Source organism: Agrobacterium sp. MS2 (assembly GCF_003261015.1).
GTDB lineage: Bacteria > Pseudomonadota > Alphaproteobacteria > Rhizobiales > Rhizobiaceae > Agrobacterium > Agrobacterium pusense.
In genome coordinates, this window is the sequence record NZ_QLNF01000004.1 from 1 (window position 1) to 17452 (window position 17452).

Consider the following 17452-nt stretch of genomic DNA (forward strand, 5'->3'; position numbering starts at 1 on the left):
ATTTTTTGGGGGGCCTTGGTGTGTGTGGCTTTACCCCCTCTGCCCTGCCGGGCATCTCCCCCTCAAGGGGGGAGATCGGCAGGAAGCGCTACCGCCACTTCATTCGCAAACGTTGAGATGGGGGGAGACCTATCCGCGAGTCGATCTCCCCCCTTGAGGGGGAGATGCCCGGCAGGGCAGAGGGGGGTAAAGCCGCACACACCGAAGCTCACCAATGCCGCCCGTCGCAAGAGCCGCAGCAAACGCCGAGCGCCCGTTACTCCGCGTGTTCCACCGCCATCGCCCCTTCGGCAATGAAATCCGGATTGGCCAGCGCATCCTCGCCATCGCCCTTCACCGCATAGGTTAGCGGAAGGCCCGAGCAGTCCAGCGTCCGGCCGCCGGCGGCGCGCAGCACGGCGTCGCCCGCCGCCGTGTCCCACATCATGGTGCGGCTGAAGCGCGGGTAGATATCGGCGGCACCCTCCGCCAGCATGCAGAATTTCAGCGACGAGCCGACAGAAATACAGTCCTTCAGTCCATGTTCGGCCACGAAGGCTTCCGTTCGTGCGGTGCAGTGCGAGCGGCTGATCAGCGCCACGGGGGAAGCGCCGCGCTGGCGGGCCCGGATGGGGTGGCGCGACAGGATGACGCCTTCGGCCGATATGGCGAGTTTTTCGGCGGCGTTGCCCTCGCCGGTCCACGCCTGTCCGCGACAGGGGGCGTAAACCACACCGGCCACCGGAGCGCCGTTGCGGATGAGCGCGATGTTGACGGTGAAATCATCCTTGCCGGAAATGAACTCCTTGGTTCCATCCAGCGGATCGACGAGAAAGAACTCCGCTCCGGTTTCCGGCAGGATGCCACTCGACACGGCCTCTTCGGCAACCACCGGTATATCGGAAAAATGGGCGGCCAGGGCCGCAAGAATGATCGCTTCGGCACGCTGATCGGCTTCCGTCACCGGCGAGCAGTCATCCTTGTACGACACATGCGGGCCGGCACGGTGGACCGCCATGATGGCCTGCCCGGCGTCCAGCGCCGCTTTCGTCAATATGTCGATCATCTCTTTGCCAATTGAATCCCGTCTGCGGGATATCGCCGTTCCGATCTTCGCTACTCCTTTGCCCGCTGCCCGTCAAATAATGGCGTTGGACAATGCTAAAATAAGCATTCGACCGTCATTTTTTCAGCACTTCCTGCCAAAATCATGGCTCTTCTGATCGTGAAAGCGGCAGCTGGTGTGGAAATTCCAAATTTTGTGCAGGATCGCCCGTTTTTGACTTCACATTTTTAACGAACACGATATGCATTTTGAGGGTGGGGGTCTGCCTGCAAGGGCGCCCCTATAATTAACATAACGAGGCGTGGCCCATTTGAGGTCGTGCCCGGGGGAAAGACATGGAGTATTTTATCCAGCAGCTCATAAACGGGCTGACTCTTGGATCGATCTACGGCCTCATCGCTATCGGCTATACGATGGTTTACGGCATCATCGGCATGATCAACTTCGCCCATGGCGATATTTTCATGCTCGGCGGCTTCGCCGCGCTGATCGTTTTCCTGATCGTGACATCCTTTGTCGCCGGCATTCCGGTGGCGCTTCTTCTGCTTCTGATGATGGTTGTCGCCATGCTGATGACCGGCCTGTGGAACTGGGTGATCGAACGCGTCGCCTACCGCCCGCTCAGAGGCTCCTTCCGTCTTGCGCCGCTGATCACTGCCATCGGCATGTCGATCGCGCTGTCCAACTTCATTCAGGTCACGCAGGGTCCACGCAACAAGCCGATCCCGTCGCTGGTGACCGAAAGCTATCATTTCGGCGCCATCACCGTGTCGCTGAAGCAGCTGATCATCATGGTCGTCACCTCGGTGCTGCTCTTCGCCTTCTGGTATATCGTCAACAAGACCCCGCTCGGCCGGGCGCAGCGCGCCACCGAACAGGATCGCAAGATGGCGGCGCTGCTCGGCGTTGATGTCGACAAGACCATCTCCATCACCTTCATCATGGGTGCAGCACTCGCCGCGGTCGCCGGCACCATGTATCTGATGTATTATGGTGTTGCCTCTTTCAGCGACGGCTTCATTCCCGGCGTCAAGGCATTTACCGCAGCCGTTCTGGGCGGCATCGGCTCGCTGCCGGGCGCTGTTCTCGGCGGCCTCCTGATCGGCCTGATCGAATCGCTGTGGTCGGCCTATTTCTCCATCGCCTACAAGGATGTCGCGGCTTTTGGCATCCTGGCTTTCGTGCTGATCTTCAAGCCGACCGGCATCCTCGGTCGCCCGGAAGTCGAGAAGGTGTGATCCCATGGCCAATATCGCTTCCGAAAACACCTCTTCCGGCCCCAGCCTGATGGCGACAGCCGTGAAGGAGGGCCTGATTGCGGGCGTCATCTCGTTCGGCATGTTCATTCTTTATGTCGGCATCGTCACCTATCAGGACATCAACAACCAGCTGATCTGGGGCACGCGCTGGGGCCTTCTGGCGATCTTCGTCGCCGTTGCCGCCATCGGCCGCTTCCTTATGGTCGGCTTTATCAAGCCGTCGCTGGATCGTCGCAAGCTGGCCAAGGCCAAGAGCGGCGTTTTGGAGATTTCCGAGGAAAAGGGCTTTTTCCACAAGCACTTTCTGAAGCTGGCGCTGGTTCTGCTGCTGCTTTATCCCGTTATCGCGGTGCAGCTCTTCGGTTTCCAGGGCTCACTGAAATTCGTCGACAATTTCGGCATCCAGATCCTGATCTATGTGATGCTGGCCTGGGGGTTGAACATCGTCGTCGGCCTCGCCGGCCTGCTCGATCTCGGCTACGTCGCCTTTTATGCGGTGGGCGCCTATTCTTATGCGCTGCTCTCCAGCCAGTTCGGCCTCTCGTTTTGGGTGCTGCTGCCCGTTGCCGGCATTCTGGCAGGCTTCTGGGGCATCATCCTCGGCTTTCCGGTGCTGCGCCTGCGCGGCGACTATCTGGCAATCGTCACGCTCGCCTTCGGTGAAATCATCCGTCTCGTGCTGCTCAACTGGACGGATGTGACCAAGGGCACTTTCGGTATTTCCGGCATCGCCAAGGCGTCGATCTTCGGCATCTGGTCGTTCGATGTCGGCGCGCCGAACAATTTCGCCAAGGCGTTCGGCCTGTCGATGTCCTCAGCCTATTACAAGATCTTCCTGTTCTACGTGATCCTGCTGCTGTGCATGCTGACGGCCTATGTCACCATCCGCCTGCGCCGCATGCCCATCGGCCGGGCGTGGGAAGCGCTGCGTGAGGACGAGATCGCCTGCCGTTCGCTCGGCATCGATACGGTCATCACCAAGCTCACCGCTTTTGCCACGGGCGCAATGTTCGGCGGTTTTGCCGGCTCCTTCTTCGCCGCCCGTCAGGGGTTCGTTTCGCCGGAAAGCTTCGTGTTCCTCGAATCCGCCGTCATTCTCGCCATCGTCGTTCTCGGCGGCATGGGCTCGCTGACCGGCATTGCCATTGCGGCGCTCGTCATGGTCGGCGGCACCGAGCTTCTGCGCGAAATGGAGTTCCTGAAGCATGTCTTCGGGCCCGATTTCACGCCGGAACTCTATCGTATGCTGCTGTTCGGGCTTGCCATGGTCATCGTCATGCTGTTCAAGCCGCGCGGTTTCGTCGGCTCGCGTGAACCCACGGCTTTCCTTAAAGAACGCAAGGCCGTCTCCGGCAGCTTTACCAAGGAAGGTCACGGTTGATGGCTTCCGGAACAACAACAATGACACCCAATACCACTGGCGACACGATCCTCAAGGTCGAACATCTCTCGATGCGCTTTGGCGGCCTTATGGCCATCAACGACTTCTCCTTCGAGGCGAAGCGCGGCGAGATCACGGCCTTGATCGGCCCGAACGGTGCGGGCAAGACCACGGTCTTCAACTGCATCACCGGCTTCTACAAGCCCACCATGGGCATGATCACCATGCGCCAGCAGGATGGCGAGACGCATCTACTCGAGCGCCTGCCGGATTTCGAAATCACCAAGAAGGCAAAGGTGGCGCGCACCTTCCAGAACATCCGCCTGTTTTCGGGCCTGACCGTTCTGGAAAACCTGCTGGTGGCGCAGCACAATGCGCTGATGAAGGCCTCGGGTTACACGATCCTCGGCCTTCTCGGCCTGCCCGCATACCGGCGGGCGGTGGATGCCTCTATCGAAAAAGCCAAATACTGGCTGGAAAAGGCCGATCTGATCGATCGCGCCGACGATCCGGCGGGCGATCTGCCCTATGGCGCGCAGCGCCGCCTGGAAATCGCCCGCGCCATGTGCACGGGGCCGGAACTGCTGTGCCTCGATGAGCCGGCCGCCGGTCTCAATCCGAAGGAATCCCTGGCGCTCAACACGCTGCTGCGCGGCATCCGCGACGAGGGTACGTCGCTGCTCCTCATCGAGCACGACATGTCCGTGGTGATGCAGATTTCCGACCACGTGGTGGTTCTGGAATACGGTCAGAAGATTTCCGACGGCACGCCGGACCATGTGAAGAACGACCCGAAGGTCATCGCCGCCTATCTGGGTGTCGAGGATGATGAAGTGGAAGACGTGATTGCGGAAGAACTCGACGGAGGAGCGGCCTGATGTCCGGTGAACCGCTTCTGAAAGTCCAGGGTGTCGAAACCTATTATGGCAATATCCGGGCTCTGGCCGGTGTCGATGTCGAAGTCAAGAGGGGCGAAATCGTCAGCCTGATCGGCGCCAATGGCGCTGGCAAGTCGACGCTGATGATGACCATCTGCGGCAGCCCGCAGGCGCGCGCCGGCCAGGTGATCTTCGATGGCGAGGACATTACCCAGCTGCCGACCCATCTGATCGCCCGCAAGCGCATCGCCCAATCACCGGAAGGCCGCCGGATTTTCCCGCGCATGACAGTGCTGGAAAACCTGCAGATGGGCGCCAATCTCGATAACCTGAAATATTTCAAGGAAGACGTCGAGAAGATCTTCGTGATGTTTCCGCGCCTGAAGGAGCGTCAGAGCCAGCGCGGCGGCACGCTTTCCGGCGGCGAGCAGCAGATGCTCTCCATCGGCCGCGCGCTGATGGCGCGTCCGAAGCTCCTGCTGCTGGACGAGCCTTCGCTGGGTCTCGCTCCGCTGATCGTCAAGGGCATTTTCGAGGCGATCAAGAAACTCAATCAGGAAGAGGGTCTGACCGTCTTCCTCGTGGAGCAGAACGCCTTCGCCGCGCTCAAGCTTTCCGACCGCGCTTATGTGATGGTCAACGGCAAGGTGACGATGAGCGGTTCGGGCAAGGAACTGCTCGCCGATCCGCAGGTACGCGCCGCCTATCTCGAAGGCGGACGGCACTGAAAGATTTTACTTGCGCCGGAAATTTTGCGGCGCAAGACTGCAAACGGCGGTCCGTCATCCTTTTGGTCAAAACCTGAAGGATCCATGGCGGGGCGTAAACAATAAAATGCCCGGCGGCAAACGACGGGACGACAGACAAGGCAGGGCCTGGGTATTCAGCCCGGCACTGATGGGGAAAGAGATGCAGGGCCTTTTTTTCGAGACGGATAACGGCGTGCGGTATGTTCTGCGCGCGTTGGTTGTTCTTCTGGGTTTCTGGACGGCTTGGCGCACCGGCAAATCCGTTGCCGACGGCTGGGGTGGTTATACGCGGGTGGTGATCTACACGCTCGCGCTCGGCGTGGTGATGCGGTTTTTGCATCACGCGCTGTTCGATGGGCCGTTCATCAACGGCTTCTACTACGTGTTTGACGTCGTTCTTCTTCTGGTTTTTTCCAGCATCGGTTTCCGCATGCGCCGGACGAGCCAGATGGTCAATAATTACTATTGGCTCTACGACCGCACGTCGGCATTTTCCTATAAAAAGAAAAATTGACAGCCGGTATTTTCCGGGGTCACTAATACTCGGCAGAGTGGAACGTTTCCTGTTCGGTTAAGGTGGGTACTGAACAGGTCCTCGCAAACAACCCATCCAAAGGAACTGGGAGTAAAGTAATGAAGAAGTCTCTTCTTTCCGCTGTCGCGCTGACCGCCATGGTCGCGTTTGGCGGTTCGGCCTGGGCCGATGTCGTGATCGCCGTCGGCGCACCGCTGACCGGCCCGAACGCTGCTTTCGGCGCTCAGATCCAGAAGGGTGCCGAACAGGCTGCGAAAGACATCAATGCCGCCGGCGGCATTAATGGCGAGCAGATCAAGATCGTGCTGGGCGACGACGTATCCGACCCCAAGCAGGGTATTTCGGTCGCCAATAAATTCGTCGCTGACGGCGTGAAATTCGTTGTCGGTCACTTCAACTCCGGCGTTTCCATTCCGGCGTCCGAAGTTTACGCCGAAAACGGCATTCTCGAAATCACGCCTGCCGCGACCAACCCCGTGTTCACCGAGCGCGGTCTGTGGAACACGTTCCGCACCTGCGGCCGTGACGACCAGCAGGGCGGCATCGCCGGCAAGTATCTTGCCGATCATTTCAAGGACGCCAAGATCGCCATCATTCACGACAAGACGCCTTACGGTCAGGGCCTTGCCGATGAAACCAAGAAGGCAGCCAATGCCGCCGGCGTGAAGGAAGCCATGTACGAAGGCGTGAATGTCGGCGACAAGGACTTCTCGGCGCTGATCTCCAAGATGAAGGAAGCCGGCGTTTCCATCATCTACTGGGGCGGCCTGCACACCGAAGCCGGCCTCATCATCCGCCAGGCGGCTGACCAGGGCCTGAAGGCCAAGCTCGTCTCGGGCGACGGTATCGTATCGAACGAACTGGCTTCCATCGCCGGCGACGCCGTCGAAGGCACGCTCAACACCTTCGGTCCTGATCCGACACTGCGCCCTGAAAACAAGGAACTGGTAGAGAAGTTCAAGGCCGCCGGTTTCAACCCGGAAGCCTATACGCTCTACTCCTATGCAGCCCTGCAGGCGATCGCCGGCGCTGCCAAGGCAGCCGGTTCCGTGGAGCCTGAAAAGGTTGCCGAAGCGCTGAAGAAGGGTAGCTTCCCGACGGCGCTCGGCGAGATCTCCTTCGACGAGAAGGGTGACCCGAAGCTTCCTGGCTATGTCATGTACGAGTGGAAAAAGGGTCCGGACGGCAAGTTCACCTACATCCAGCAGGGCAGCTAAGCCTTTTGCGGCCCCCTATCGAAGCCCGGCATCGCTGCCGGGCTTTTCTTTTGCGCGACAGGAGCCACACTGGAGACAATAAGGCGAGAGACAAAACCTCCCGAAAACTGCAATGAGGGGTGGCAATGGCGATGAAACGGATGGTGTCTCCAATCCTTGGTCTTGCCATGCTGGCGGTTGTGCTCGGTGGCGTTCATCTCTTCAGCAAATCCCGGACGACGCAATTGTTCGGGGATATCATTCCGAGGGTCGAGACGCCGAAGCCGATGGTGGCCCTGACGTTTGACGACGGGCCCTCGGTGCGTTTCACGCCTGAGGTCCTGGCGATCCTGAGGGAACACGGGATCAAAGCGACCTTTTTCCTGACGGGCAAGGAAACTGAAGAAAACCTGCCGCAGGCCCGCATGATCGTCAGCGATGGCCATCAGGTTGGAAACCACAGCTATACGCATTCCAACATGGCCTTGATGGGGTCCGCGCGGATCAGGGACGAGATCGAGCGCACCGATGCGGCCATTCGGACTGCGGGTCATAAAGGTGAGATCATGTTCCGCCCGCCCTATGGCAAGAAGCTGCTCGGCTTGCCATGGTATCTATACCGGCATGACCGGAAAACAATCATGTGGGATGTTGAGCCGGAATCCTATCCAGATATCGCCGAGGATGCAGCGGCTATTGCGAAGCACGTTATCGAGCACACGAAAAACGGCTCGATCATCATCATGCATGTCATGTATCGCAGCCGCGTGGCTTCACGGCAGGCCTTGCCGCTGATCATCGATGGACTGCGTCAGCGCGGGTTCGAGTTCGTGACCGTGTCGCAGCTGCTGGAAAATCGCTGAGACAGCTGCGCCCCATCCAGCCGCTCCAAAATGAAGTCAGCACGCTCTTCGACGCCTGATTTCGGAAGGACGACGGTCTCATAGTCAAGGGCTTGATAATCCCTGACGAGACGGTCGTATTCGGCCACGGCCGCGGCAAAATCATGCCGACGCTCCGTGTCTGCCCGATAGATTTCCGGCCAGGGCGGGGTAAGGAAGACCAGCCTGTTATAGCGATGTTCGCGTTGCAGCGTTTCGATGACGGGGTCACCGCTGACCTCGCGTAGAGCCGAGGCGGCGTCGATCAGGCCGCGATCGAAGAAGACGGTGCCGTGCTCTGGTGCTTTCTGACGGTCTTCAAGCGCCACAGAAATGGCGCGACGCGCGAAGGCTTCGAGGTCTATCCATGGCAGGGCGGCGCCACCGTTGCGGGTTTCTTCGATGACGATGCGGCGGCCGGGTTCCTCCACGGTGGCGAAACCGCGCCGGGCGAGCTCGGCGAGAAGTGTGGATTTTCCGCCGCCGGAGCAACCGGAGAGGATGATGAAACGGTTCATGGGGGTGCGTTCCTGTGTTGGGGTTCAGGGTAGGGGGTGGTGATTTTTTGGAAGGGGGTACCGCGCGTTTCTTCTCCCCGCCGGGGAGAAGGTGGCCCGAAGGGCCGGATGAGGGGGCAAGCTCTCGGTCTTATCGCTACCCTTGCCCCCTCATCCCGCTGCCGCGGACTTCTCCCCGGCGGGGAGAAGAAACAAGGGGTTACCGCTCGTTCAACAAGCAGAATTTGCGTATTTGAGCGAGAATGTGTCGGAAGAGCCTACCATAATTTGGCGAGTCGTCACCCCTGATGCAGAATATGCGCCGCCTTGACCGCGGCAGAGGCGCGGTTCTCCACGCCGAGCTTCACGTAGATCTGTTCGAGATGCTTGTTCACCGTCCGGGCGGACAGGCCGAGAATATCGCCGATATCGCGGTTGGACTTGCCCTTGGCGATCCACAAAAGCACTTCCGACTCCCGCGTCGTCAGCGCGAAATGCTCTTTCAGAAGGTGGTCATCCGACTTTTCGTTGGCGGCGGTCAGGCGAAACAGATGCTCATCCGGGCCCATCGCGCCGAGGAAGGAGAGCTGCAAGGCCGGGCGTCCGGCCTGGGTGATCGTCAGCGGTGCATCGCGACCGGTTTCCGACGCCGCCCTTTCGCCAAGCCAGCGGCCGATATGGCTGACGACGATTTCCATGCCATCATCCCGGCCGGTCGCAGCGTTGACAAGCCGTGTTGCCTGGGGTGTTGACCAGTGGATGGCTCCATTGGCGCGCACGGCAAGCAGATGTCGGCCGGCGGCGTCAAGCGCCACGCGGGCGCTTTGCGCGGAACGGGCATTGGAAAGATGCACGCGTATGCGGGCGCGCAGCTCATCGATATTGATCGGCTTGGTCAGATAATCGACGCCACCGGAGTCCAGCGCCCGCACCACATGTTCGGTCTCGGTCAGTCCCGTCATGAAAATGACGGGCACCTGCGCTACCGCCGCATTGGCCTTCAGGCGGCGGCAGGTTTCGAAACCGTCCATGGTGGGCATGACGGCGTCGAGCAGGATGATATCGGGCGTAATGCGTTCTGCAATGTTGAGCGCGGCCTGTCCCGATGTGGCGATGAGGGCGGAAAAGCCGGACTGTTCCAGCGCATCGGTGAGGAAACCGAGCGCTTCCGGGCTGTCATCCACCAGCAATACGATGTCTCTCGGGGCCGCCGCCTGAGCGCTCATGCCTTGAGGTCTCCCCTGTCACTGTCTTCGAACCGCTTGAGAAAATGCGCGTAACCGGCCAGATCGAAAGCCTGCACATAGGCGCCGAGCTCCTGCGTGAAGGGCAGGTTTTCCGTGTTGCGGGCAAGATCGGCGAGTTTCGCTTCGATGCCGCGTATGTAGCCTATTTCGCCCAGCCGCTGCAAATCCTGGATGTGGATGGCTCCCGGATGGACGATCTCGGCTGGCGGCTGCGGCTCCGGCGCGGGCGGCAGGTCGGTATCGTAAATCCATTTCAGCCCGAGATGCACGGCGAGCCTGTCGCAGAGGTGGCGGATATCGACCGGCTTGGCGATGGCGTCGTTGTGATTGTCATCGCCGGCGCCCGCGACAGTGCCGTCCCCTATATTGGCTGAGAGCATGATGAGCGGGGCCGTCTGACCCGCCTCGCGCAGTTTCGTCACCAGCTGCCAGCCGGTCATGCCGGGCATGGAAATATCGATGAGGAAAAGATCGGGCTTCACCCCTTCGATAAGGGTGAGGCATTCGGGGCCGGATTGCGCCGTCAGCACGACGAAATCGAGCGGCGAAAGCACCTGCCGCATCAGCTCGCGATGATCCTCGTTGTCATCGACCACGACGATGGTGCGGCGTGGACCGGAATAGGAGCGGATGGTCTTTTCCGGCGCTGGCGTCGTGTTTGGCCGGTGGACGGCGGATAGCATGAGGCGCACGCGGAAGGTTGAGCCTTTGTCCTTTTCGCTGGAGACGGAAATTTCGCCGCCGAGCGTATTGGTCAGAAGCCTTGTAATCGTCAGACCGAGGCCAAGCCCTGGCATCGGCCGCACGCTCTCGGCCTCGCCACGCTGAAAGGGTTCGTAGATGCGGGCGAGGTCCTTTTCCGCAATGCCGCGGCCGGTATCGGACACGGTGAAGCTCGCCACCTGGCTGCGATAACCGACATCGAATGTGACGGCGCCATGATCGGTGAACTTGATGGCGTTGGAAAGCAGGTTCACGAGGATCTGGCGCAGCCGCTTTTCATCGGTTCGCACATATTGCGGCAGAGCCGGCGAGCGGTCGTGGCGGAATTCCAGCCCCTTGGCCTGCGCCTGCGGGCGGAACATATCGACGATCTGGTCGAGGAAATCCTGAATGTTGATCTCGTTGGAATAGACCTGCAGGCGGCCCGCCTCGATCTTGGAAATATCGAGAAGCCCATCGATCAGACCCGAGAGGTGGTCTGCCGAGCGGCGGATGACCTTGATCGCCGATTGCCGGGGAGGGGGAATGGTCTCGTCGCGCTCGAGGATCTGGGCATAGCCGAGAACGGCATTCAGCGGTGTGCGCAATTCGTGACTGAGGCCCACGACATAACGGCTCTTGGCGCGGTTGGCGGCCTCAGCCGTTTCCTTGGCGTCCTGAAGGGCTGCATCTGTCTTCTTGTGGGCGGCGATTTCCTTCAAGAGCAGCGTGTTCTGGCGGGAGGATTCCTCTTCCGCCACCACCCGGCTGTCATGGGCAAGGACGAGGAACCAGCAGACGATGCCGGCAATGACGGCGAAGACGAAAAACACGATGAGGATGGTGCGGTTCACCACATCTGCCGTTTCCGGCGAGGCCGTGCCGACCTGATGCGCGATCATGGCGAGAATGCCGCCGATTGTGGTGACGGCAATCGCCGCCGCCATGCCGTAACGTCCGAGGCGGGTGGCGAGTTTTGCCACCAGCTGTCTCGGCAGGAAGGTCTTGGCGACGGTGGCGACCTGATAGTTCAGCTTCGCCTTGGGTTTGCACATGTCATGGCAGCGGCTGTCCAGCGAGCAGCAGAGCGAACAGATCGGCGCGGCATAGGCCGGGCACCAGGCCATGTCCTCAGGCTCGAAAGGGTGCTCGCAGATGGAGCAGGTGATGCTGCTTTCTTCGCGCCATTGCTGGCGCGGCTTGCGGGCAAGGTAGAATTTGCCCTTGGTGCCCCAGGCAATCAGCGGCGAGGCGATGAAGGCGACGATGAGGGTGAGATAGGGCGCAAGCGAAGCTGCGAGCGGACCGAAGGTGCCGAAATGCGCCATCAGCGCAATGGTGGCCGAAAGCGTCATGGAGCCGACGCCGACGGGATTAATGTCGTAGAGATGGGCGCGCTTGAACTCGATGCCGGGCGGGGCAAGGCCGAGCGGCTTGTTGATGAAGAGATCGGCCGAGATGGTGCAGAGCCACGCCATGGCGATGATCGAGAAGATGCCGAGTGTTTCTTCGAGCAGCCTGTAGATGCCGAGTTCCATCAACAGCAGCGCAATCGCCACATTGAACACCAGCCAGACGACGCGACCGGGGTGGCTGTGGGTAAGCCGCGAGAAGAAATTCGACCAGGCGAGCGAACCCGCATAGGCGTTCATGACGTTGATCTTCAGCTGCGAGACGACCACGAAAGCGACCATCAGCAGCATAGCCGCCGTCTGGTTTGGGATCATATAACCGAAGGCGGTGAGATACATTTGCGCCGGATCGGCGGCGCGATCCACCGAGACGCCGGAGCTGAAGGTCAGCACGACAAGGAATGAACCGGCCAGCAGCTTCGGCACACCCACGACGACCCAACCGGCACCAGCGAGAAAGACGGCTATGCGGTGGCGAAGCCTACTCTGGCCTTCGGCCGGCAGAAAGCGCAGGAAATCGACCTGTTCGCCGATTTGCGACATCAAAGCCAGAATGACGGCCGAGGCTGCGCCGAATTCCACGAGATTGAAATCCGCGACGGTGCCGGGCGGGCCGGACGCATGGTGAATGCCGGCAAAGGCGCGCCAGAGATCGTATTTCTCCCAGTCCATCAAGGCGATGAAGATGAAGGGCAGGATGTTGAGGACGATCCAGAAGGGCTGGGTGATGATCTGGAAACGGCTGATAAGCCGCACGCCATGGGTGACGAGCGGAATGACCATGACGGCGGAGATGATGTAGCCGATCCAGAGCGGAATGCCGAGCGCCAGTTCCAGCGCGCCGGACATGATCGACGCCTCGATGGCAAAGAGCATGAAGGTGAAGGCGGCGTAAATCAGCGAGGTAATGGTGGAGCCGATGTAACCGAAGCTTGCGCCGCGTGTCAGCAGATCGATATCGACGCCGTGGCGGATGGCATAACGGCTGATCGGCAGGCCGACGGCGAGCATGGCCACGGCGGCGACAAGGATGGCGTAAAAAGCGTTGGTGGTGCCGTAGGAAAGCGTGATGGCCCCGCCGATGGCCTCAAGGGCGAGGAACGATATCGCGCCGATGGCGGTGTGGGAAATGCGGTTGGAGGAAAATTGCCGGGCGCTCTTGGCGGTGAAACGCAGCGCATAATCTTCCAGCGTCTGGTTGGCGACCCAGCGGTTATATTCGCGCCTGACGGGGATGATGCGTTGCCGTGCCGCCATGCCTATTGAGCGCCTTTCCGCCCGCGGCCTTTCACAGCCGCACCGACATGCCGCCATCCACCGTCAGCACATGGCCGTTGACGAAGGAGGCCGCGTCGCTGGCCAGAAACAGGGCCGCACCGGCGATTTCATCCGGCTTGCCCCAGCGCTCCAGCGGTACGCGCAGCTTGGCAAAGGCGACCATTTCAGGATTTTCGGCAAGGGCGGCGTTGGTTTCGGTGGCAAACATGCCCGGCGCAATGGCGTTGCTGGTGATGCCACGCGCGCCATATTCCACGGCGATGGCCCGCATCAGGCCCGTCAGCCCCTGTTTGGCGACGGGATAGATCGCATCGCCCGGCCGCACGATGTGGCCAAGAATGGAGGTAATGGTGATGATGCGGCCATAGGTCTTTGCCGCCATGGCTTCCGCCGCATCGCGCGACAGGGAAATGGAGGAGGTGAGGTCTGTGCGGATCAATTCCAGCACGTCCTCGTCGCTGAACTCGGACAGCGGGCGGCGGTCGCGCGCGCCGACATTGTTGACGAGAATATCGAGGTGGCCCAATTCGCTCATGATGCGGTGGACCAGCGCCGCCCCGGCTCTGGTATCGGCAATATCGAAGGCGGCATAATCCGCCTTTCCGCCCGCTTCGCGCAACGTGTCGACCGCCTGTTGCAACGTCTCGGCATTGCGGCCGGTCAGCCAGACATGGGCGCCCGCTTCGGCAAAGGCTTTGGCGATTTCAAAACCGAGGCCGCGGCCGCTGCCGGTGATGATGGCGGTGCGGTTCTTGAGGGAAAATTTGTCGAGAATGCCCATCGTTCACCTTTCTGCTCGAAAGCACATGGCCTGCTTTGAGGCACCGGGGCGAACCCTGTCCGGGTCAAGGAAGCGGCGATGCCATCGCTCAAAACCACGCAGATGCCTGCGCCGGGATGACTATGCCGCATGTGGCGACGGGCGAAAGGTCACCTGTCCGCCTGGCCGTTCGGTGGACAGAAAAATGGCGTCGCCCGGTTCGGGCGACGCCATCAGTTCGATATCAGGCAGCAGCCGACTTTGCGAGCGGCACTTCCGCGATCGTCTTCAGAACGACGGAAGCGATCTGGTAGGGGCAGCCCTGCGAGTTCGGACGACGGTCTTCAAGGTAACCCTTGTAACCGTTGTTGACGAAAGAGTGCGGAACGCGGATCGACGCGCCACGGTCTGCCACGCCGTAGGAGAACTTGTTCCACGGAGCGGTTTCGTGCTTGCCGGTCAGGCGCAGATGGTTGTCCGGACCGTATACGTCGATGTGCTCTTTCCAGTTTTTGGCAAAAGCGGCCATGAGGGCTTCGAAATATTCCTTGCCGCCAACTTCACGCATGTACTTGGTGGAGAAGTTGCAGTGCATGCCCGAACCGTTCCAGTCGGTGTCGCCGAGCGGCTTGCAATGGAATTCGACGTCGATGCCATACTGTTCGCAAAGACGCAGCAGCAGGTAACGAGCGATCCAGATCTGGTCGGCGGCGCGCTTGGAGCCCTTGCCGAAAATCTGGAATTCCCACTGGCCCTTGGCCACTTCGGCGTTGATGCCTTCGTGGTTGATGCCGGCTTCGAGGCAGAGATCAAGGTGCTCTTCAACGATTTCGCGGGCAACCGAACCGACGTTCTTGAAGCCGACGCCCGTGTAGTAAGGACCCTGCGGAGCCGGGTAGCCCTGTTCCGGGAAGCCGAGCGGGCGGCCGTCCTGGTAGAAGAAATATTCCTGCTCGAAGCCGAACCATGCATCTTCGTCGTCGAGGATGGTTGCGCGGCTGTTCGACGGATGCGGGGTGACGCCATCGGGCATCATGACTTCGCACATGACGAGCGCGCCGTTGGAGCGGGCCGGATCCGGGTAGATCGCGACGGGCTTCAGCACGCAATCGGAGGAGTGGCCTTCGGCCTGCTGCGTGGAGGAGCCGTCAAAGCCCCAAAGCGGCAGCTGCTCGAGTGTCGGAAATTCATCGAATTCCTTGATCTGGGTCTTGCCGCGCAGGTTGGGGACCGGCTTGTATCCGTCCAGCCAGATGTACTCGAGTTTGAACTTAGTCATTACGAACCTCTCATAGGTAACAATGCGAAGCCTTGAGGCCTCCCGCGGCTTTCACCACCGGAAGCGCATTCGCGTTCAAGGGCTGACCCCTTAGATGCATGCCGCGTGCCAGATTCGCGATATCCGGCAATTTTTTCGAAAAATCTTTCAGGGGCCGTTGGCGCAGGGCCTCTGGATTTCCTGCAAAGGGGCTTCTGTTGCGACGCAGCAGGGTAAATCACCCCTCAAGTTTCATCATTGAATCCTGATAGATAGCCGGCGCCCGGCAGTCCCATGCGATGCTGCGATGCGGGAAACTCAATTGCGCGCGAGGATTGGCATTTGCCCTAAAAACCAGCGCTTTCGGAATGGTTTTTCTTGTCGAAACCACTGTCTATGCCTATATTTTCCGCAACGTGATTTTTTTTTAATCAAAGGGAGCGAATCCGGCTTTCACGGGTTTGACTCCATGACCAAGTGCTTCGATGCAAACAGAGTGAGATGACCGAAATGGCGACTGGCTTTCATCGTGAGACGGCAACGATCTACCAATTCCCTGTTGGAGGGCGCGCTGGAGTCTCCAAGTTCCGCACCAATGGCTTGAGCGACCTCGAACGCGAGGCGAGAGAGCCGCATGTGGATTTCGGCTCCTGGTATCATGACGAGGCGATCCGGGGCGAAGAGAGCGACCGCAAGCCGCATTCTTGACGTGAAACGTTGCCGCGCCTTTCTTCTCCCCGCCGGGGAGAAGGTTGCCCGAAGGGTCGGATGAGGGGGCAAGCTCTCCGAATATCTCGACCCTTGCCTCCTCATCCCGCTGCCGCGGACTTCTCTCCGGCGGGGAGAAGAAACAAGCCGAGACCTAACGATCTACACAGGCCGGTCTGTCCGGTAGTCCCGTCCCCTGCACCTTTCGCCACCCCGCCTACGTCAATTGACGTATACGGTTTCGCGCTGACGAGATCGATAGTCCCTCCAGCAGCGGCCGAAGATGCCGCTGAGCCTCCACGAGAGGCCAACAAGGAGAGGGGTCCTTCCGATGATGTTCCGCAAGACGCTCAGTGCCGCGCTGCTTGGCGCAATCCTGTCCACCACCGCCTTCCACGGCGCCTTCGCTGCCGATGACACGATTAAGGTCGGCGTGCTGCATTCTCTTTCCGGTACGATGGCCATTTCAGAAACCACGCTGAAAGACGCCATGCTGATGCTCATCGATGAGCAGAACAAAAAGGGTGGCGTTCTCGGCAAGAAGCTCGAAGCCGTCGTGGTCGATCCAGCCTCCGACTGGCCGCTTTTCGCCGAAAAGGCCCGCCAGCTGATTTCGCAGGACAAGGTCGCCGCCGTTTTCGGCTGCTGGACGTCCTCCTCGCGCAAATCCGTTCTGCCTGTGTTCGAAGAGCTGAACTCGATCCTGTTCTATCCGGTTCAGTATGAGGGTGAAGAATCCTCGCGCAATATCTTCTACACGGGTGCCGCCCCCAACCAGCAGGCCATTCCGGCCGTGGATTACCTTGCCAATACCGAGGGCGTCGAGCGCTGGGTTCTGGCCGGCACGGACTATGTCTATCCGCAGACCACCAACAAGATCCTGAAGGCCTACCTGATGTCGAAGGGCGTCAAGGAAGAGGACATCATGATCAACTACACGCCGTTCGGTCATTCCGACTGGCAGACGATCGTGTCCGATATCAAGAAATTCGGCTCGGCCGGCAAGAAGACCGCCGTTGTCTCCACCATCAATGGTGACGCCAACGTGCCCTTCTACAAGGAACTGGCCAACCAGGGCATCAAGGCCGAAGACATTCCGGTCGTCGCCTTCTCCGTGGGCGAAGAAGAGCTTGCCGGTCTCGATACCGCGCCGCTGGTCGGTCACCTTGCCGCCTGGAACTACTTCCAGTCCGTTGATGCGCCAGTCAATGCCGAGTTCATCAAGACCTGGCACGCCTTCACCAAGAACGACAAGCGCGTGACCAACGACCCGATGGAAGCCGCCTATATCGGTTTCAACGCCTGGGTTAAGGCCGTGGAATCCGCCGGCACGACCGATACAGACAAGGTTCTCGACTCGATCATCGGCGTTTCCGTGCCGAACCTCTCTGGCGGTTACTCCACCGTCATGCCGAACCACCACATCACCAAGCCGGTGCTGATCGGTGAAATCCAGGCTGACGGCCAGTTCGAAATCGTGCAGCAGACACCGCAGGTGGTGGGTGACGAATGGTCGGATTACCTGCCGGACTCGAAGGATCTGATCTCGGATTGGAGGAAGCCGATGTCTTGCGGCAACTTCAACGTGGCGACCGGCAAGTGCGGCGGTAAGGGTAGCTGATAGGGAAACGATCGCCGCCTCTCTTTGGAGGGGCGGACTGTTTAC

The 17452-nt window shown here is 60.1% G+C and carries 15 protein-coding genes; 9 read left to right on the forward strand and 6 right to left on the reverse strand.

Translation table 11 applies throughout. The features are described from left to right. Nucleotides 1-256: 256 nt before the first annotated feature. Complete coding sequence (gene cysQ / locus DOU54_RS00715) at nt 257-1045, reverse strand: 3'(2'),5'-bisphosphate nucleotidase CysQ (RefSeq protein ID WP_113381559.1); 789 nt, start codon at nt 1043-1045, stop codon at nt 257-259. Between the two features lie 335 nt (nt 1046-1380). Here cysQ and DOU54_RS00720 point away from each other — a divergent pair, with 335 nt between their 5' ends. The 7 genes from DOU54_RS00720 to DOU54_RS00750 all read left to right on the forward strand — a co-directional run bounded on the left by DOU54_RS00720 (nt 1381) and on the right by DOU54_RS00750 (nt 7906). Next, the gene (locus DOU54_RS00720; protein ID WP_004443357.1) at nt 1381-2283 is read left to right on the forward strand and encodes a branched-chain amino acid ABC transporter permease; all 903 of its coding nucleotides are present in this window, start codon (nt 1381-1383) and stop codon (nt 2281-2283) included. Between the two features lie 49 nt (nt 2284-2332). Next, on the forward strand, nt 2333-3685 hold the full coding sequence (gene livM / locus DOU54_RS00725) for a high-affinity branched-chain amino acid ABC transporter permease LivM (RefSeq protein WP_373887383.1): 1353 nt from the start codon (nt 2333-2335) through the stop codon (nt 3683-3685). After that, nucleotides 3685-4563: an ABC transporter ATP-binding protein gene (locus tag DOU54_RS00730; RefSeq protein ID WP_034498713.1), complete on the forward strand. Its 879-nt coding sequence runs from the start codon at nt 3685-3687 to the stop codon at nt 4561-4563. The genes livM and DOU54_RS00730 overlap by 1 nt, the downstream gene beginning before the upstream one ends. Continuing rightward, nucleotides 4563-5291: an ABC transporter ATP-binding protein gene (locus DOU54_RS00735; RefSeq protein WP_004443349.1), complete on the forward strand. Its 729-nt coding sequence runs from the start codon at nt 4563-4565 to the stop codon at nt 5289-5291. The genes DOU54_RS00730 and DOU54_RS00735 overlap by 1 nt, the downstream gene beginning before the upstream one ends. A 181-nt stretch (nt 5292-5472) precedes the next feature. Continuing rightward, nucleotides 5473-5826: a DUF6867 family protein gene (locus DOU54_RS00740; protein ID WP_004443347.1), complete on the forward strand. Its 354-nt coding sequence runs from the start codon at nt 5473-5475 to the stop codon at nt 5824-5826. Nucleotides 5827-5945: 119 nt separating this feature from the next. Continuing rightward, complete coding sequence (locus tag DOU54_RS00745; protein ID WP_004443345.1) at nt 5946-7064, forward strand: branched-chain amino acid ABC transporter substrate-binding protein; 1119 nt, start codon at nt 5946-5948, stop codon at nt 7062-7064. A 125-nt stretch (nt 7065-7189) separates the two neighbouring features. Next, nucleotides 7190-7906, forward strand: coding sequence for a polysaccharide deacetylase family protein (locus DOU54_RS00750; RefSeq protein WP_113381560.1), 717 nt, complete (start codon nt 7190-7192; stop codon nt 7904-7906). Here DOU54_RS00750 and DOU54_RS00755 read toward each other — a convergent pair. The 5 genes from DOU54_RS00755 to DOU54_RS00775 form a co-directional block, all read right to left on the reverse strand. Next, nucleotides 7855-8442: an AAA family ATPase gene (locus tag DOU54_RS00755; protein ID WP_113381561.1), complete on the reverse strand. Its 588-nt coding sequence runs from the start codon at nt 8440-8442 to the stop codon at nt 7855-7857. The genes DOU54_RS00750 and DOU54_RS00755 overlap by 52 nt on opposite strands. 278 nt (nt 8443-8720) lie before the next feature. Beyond that, the gene (locus tag DOU54_RS00760; protein ID WP_004443339.1) at nt 8721-9647 is read right to left on the reverse strand and encodes a response regulator transcription factor; all 927 of its coding nucleotides are present in this window, start codon (nt 9645-9647) and stop codon (nt 8721-8723) included. Continuing rightward, nucleotides 9644-13039, reverse strand: a complete 3396-nt coding sequence (locus DOU54_RS00765; protein ID WP_113730239.1) for a hybrid sensor histidine kinase/response regulator — start codon at nt 13037-13039, stop codon at nt 9644-9646. Before DOU54_RS00765 ends, DOU54_RS00760 begins: the two co-directional genes overlap by 4 nt. A gap of 31 nt (nt 13040-13070) precedes the next feature. Further along, nucleotides 13071-13841, reverse strand: coding sequence for an SDR family oxidoreductase (locus DOU54_RS00770; protein ID WP_035210607.1), 771 nt, complete (start codon nt 13839-13841; stop codon nt 13071-13073). Nucleotides 13842-14064: 223 nt separating this feature from the next. Beyond that, nucleotides 14065-15099 (reverse strand): glutamine synthetase beta-grasp domain-containing protein, encoded by a 1035-nt coding sequence (locus DOU54_RS00775; protein ID WP_006700347.1) that lies wholly within the window; start codon nt 15097-15099, stop codon nt 14065-14067. Nucleotides 15100-15579: 480 nt separating this feature from the next. Between DOU54_RS00775 and DOU54_RS00780 the strand changes: the two genes are divergently transcribed. Together DOU54_RS00780 and urtA are read left to right on the forward strand one after the other, a co-directional pair. After that, on the forward strand, nt 15580-15786 hold the full coding sequence (locus DOU54_RS00780) for a DUF2735 domain-containing protein (protein ID WP_162749794.1): 207 nt from the start codon (nt 15580-15582) through the stop codon (nt 15784-15786). A 331-nt stretch (nt 15787-16117) separates the two neighbouring features. Further along, the gene (urtA, locus tag DOU54_RS00785; protein ID WP_004443324.1) at nt 16118-17407 is read left to right on the forward strand and encodes an urea ABC transporter substrate-binding protein; all 1290 of its coding nucleotides are present in this window, start codon (nt 16118-16120) and stop codon (nt 17405-17407) included. Nucleotides 17408-17452: the final 45 nt, after the last annotated feature.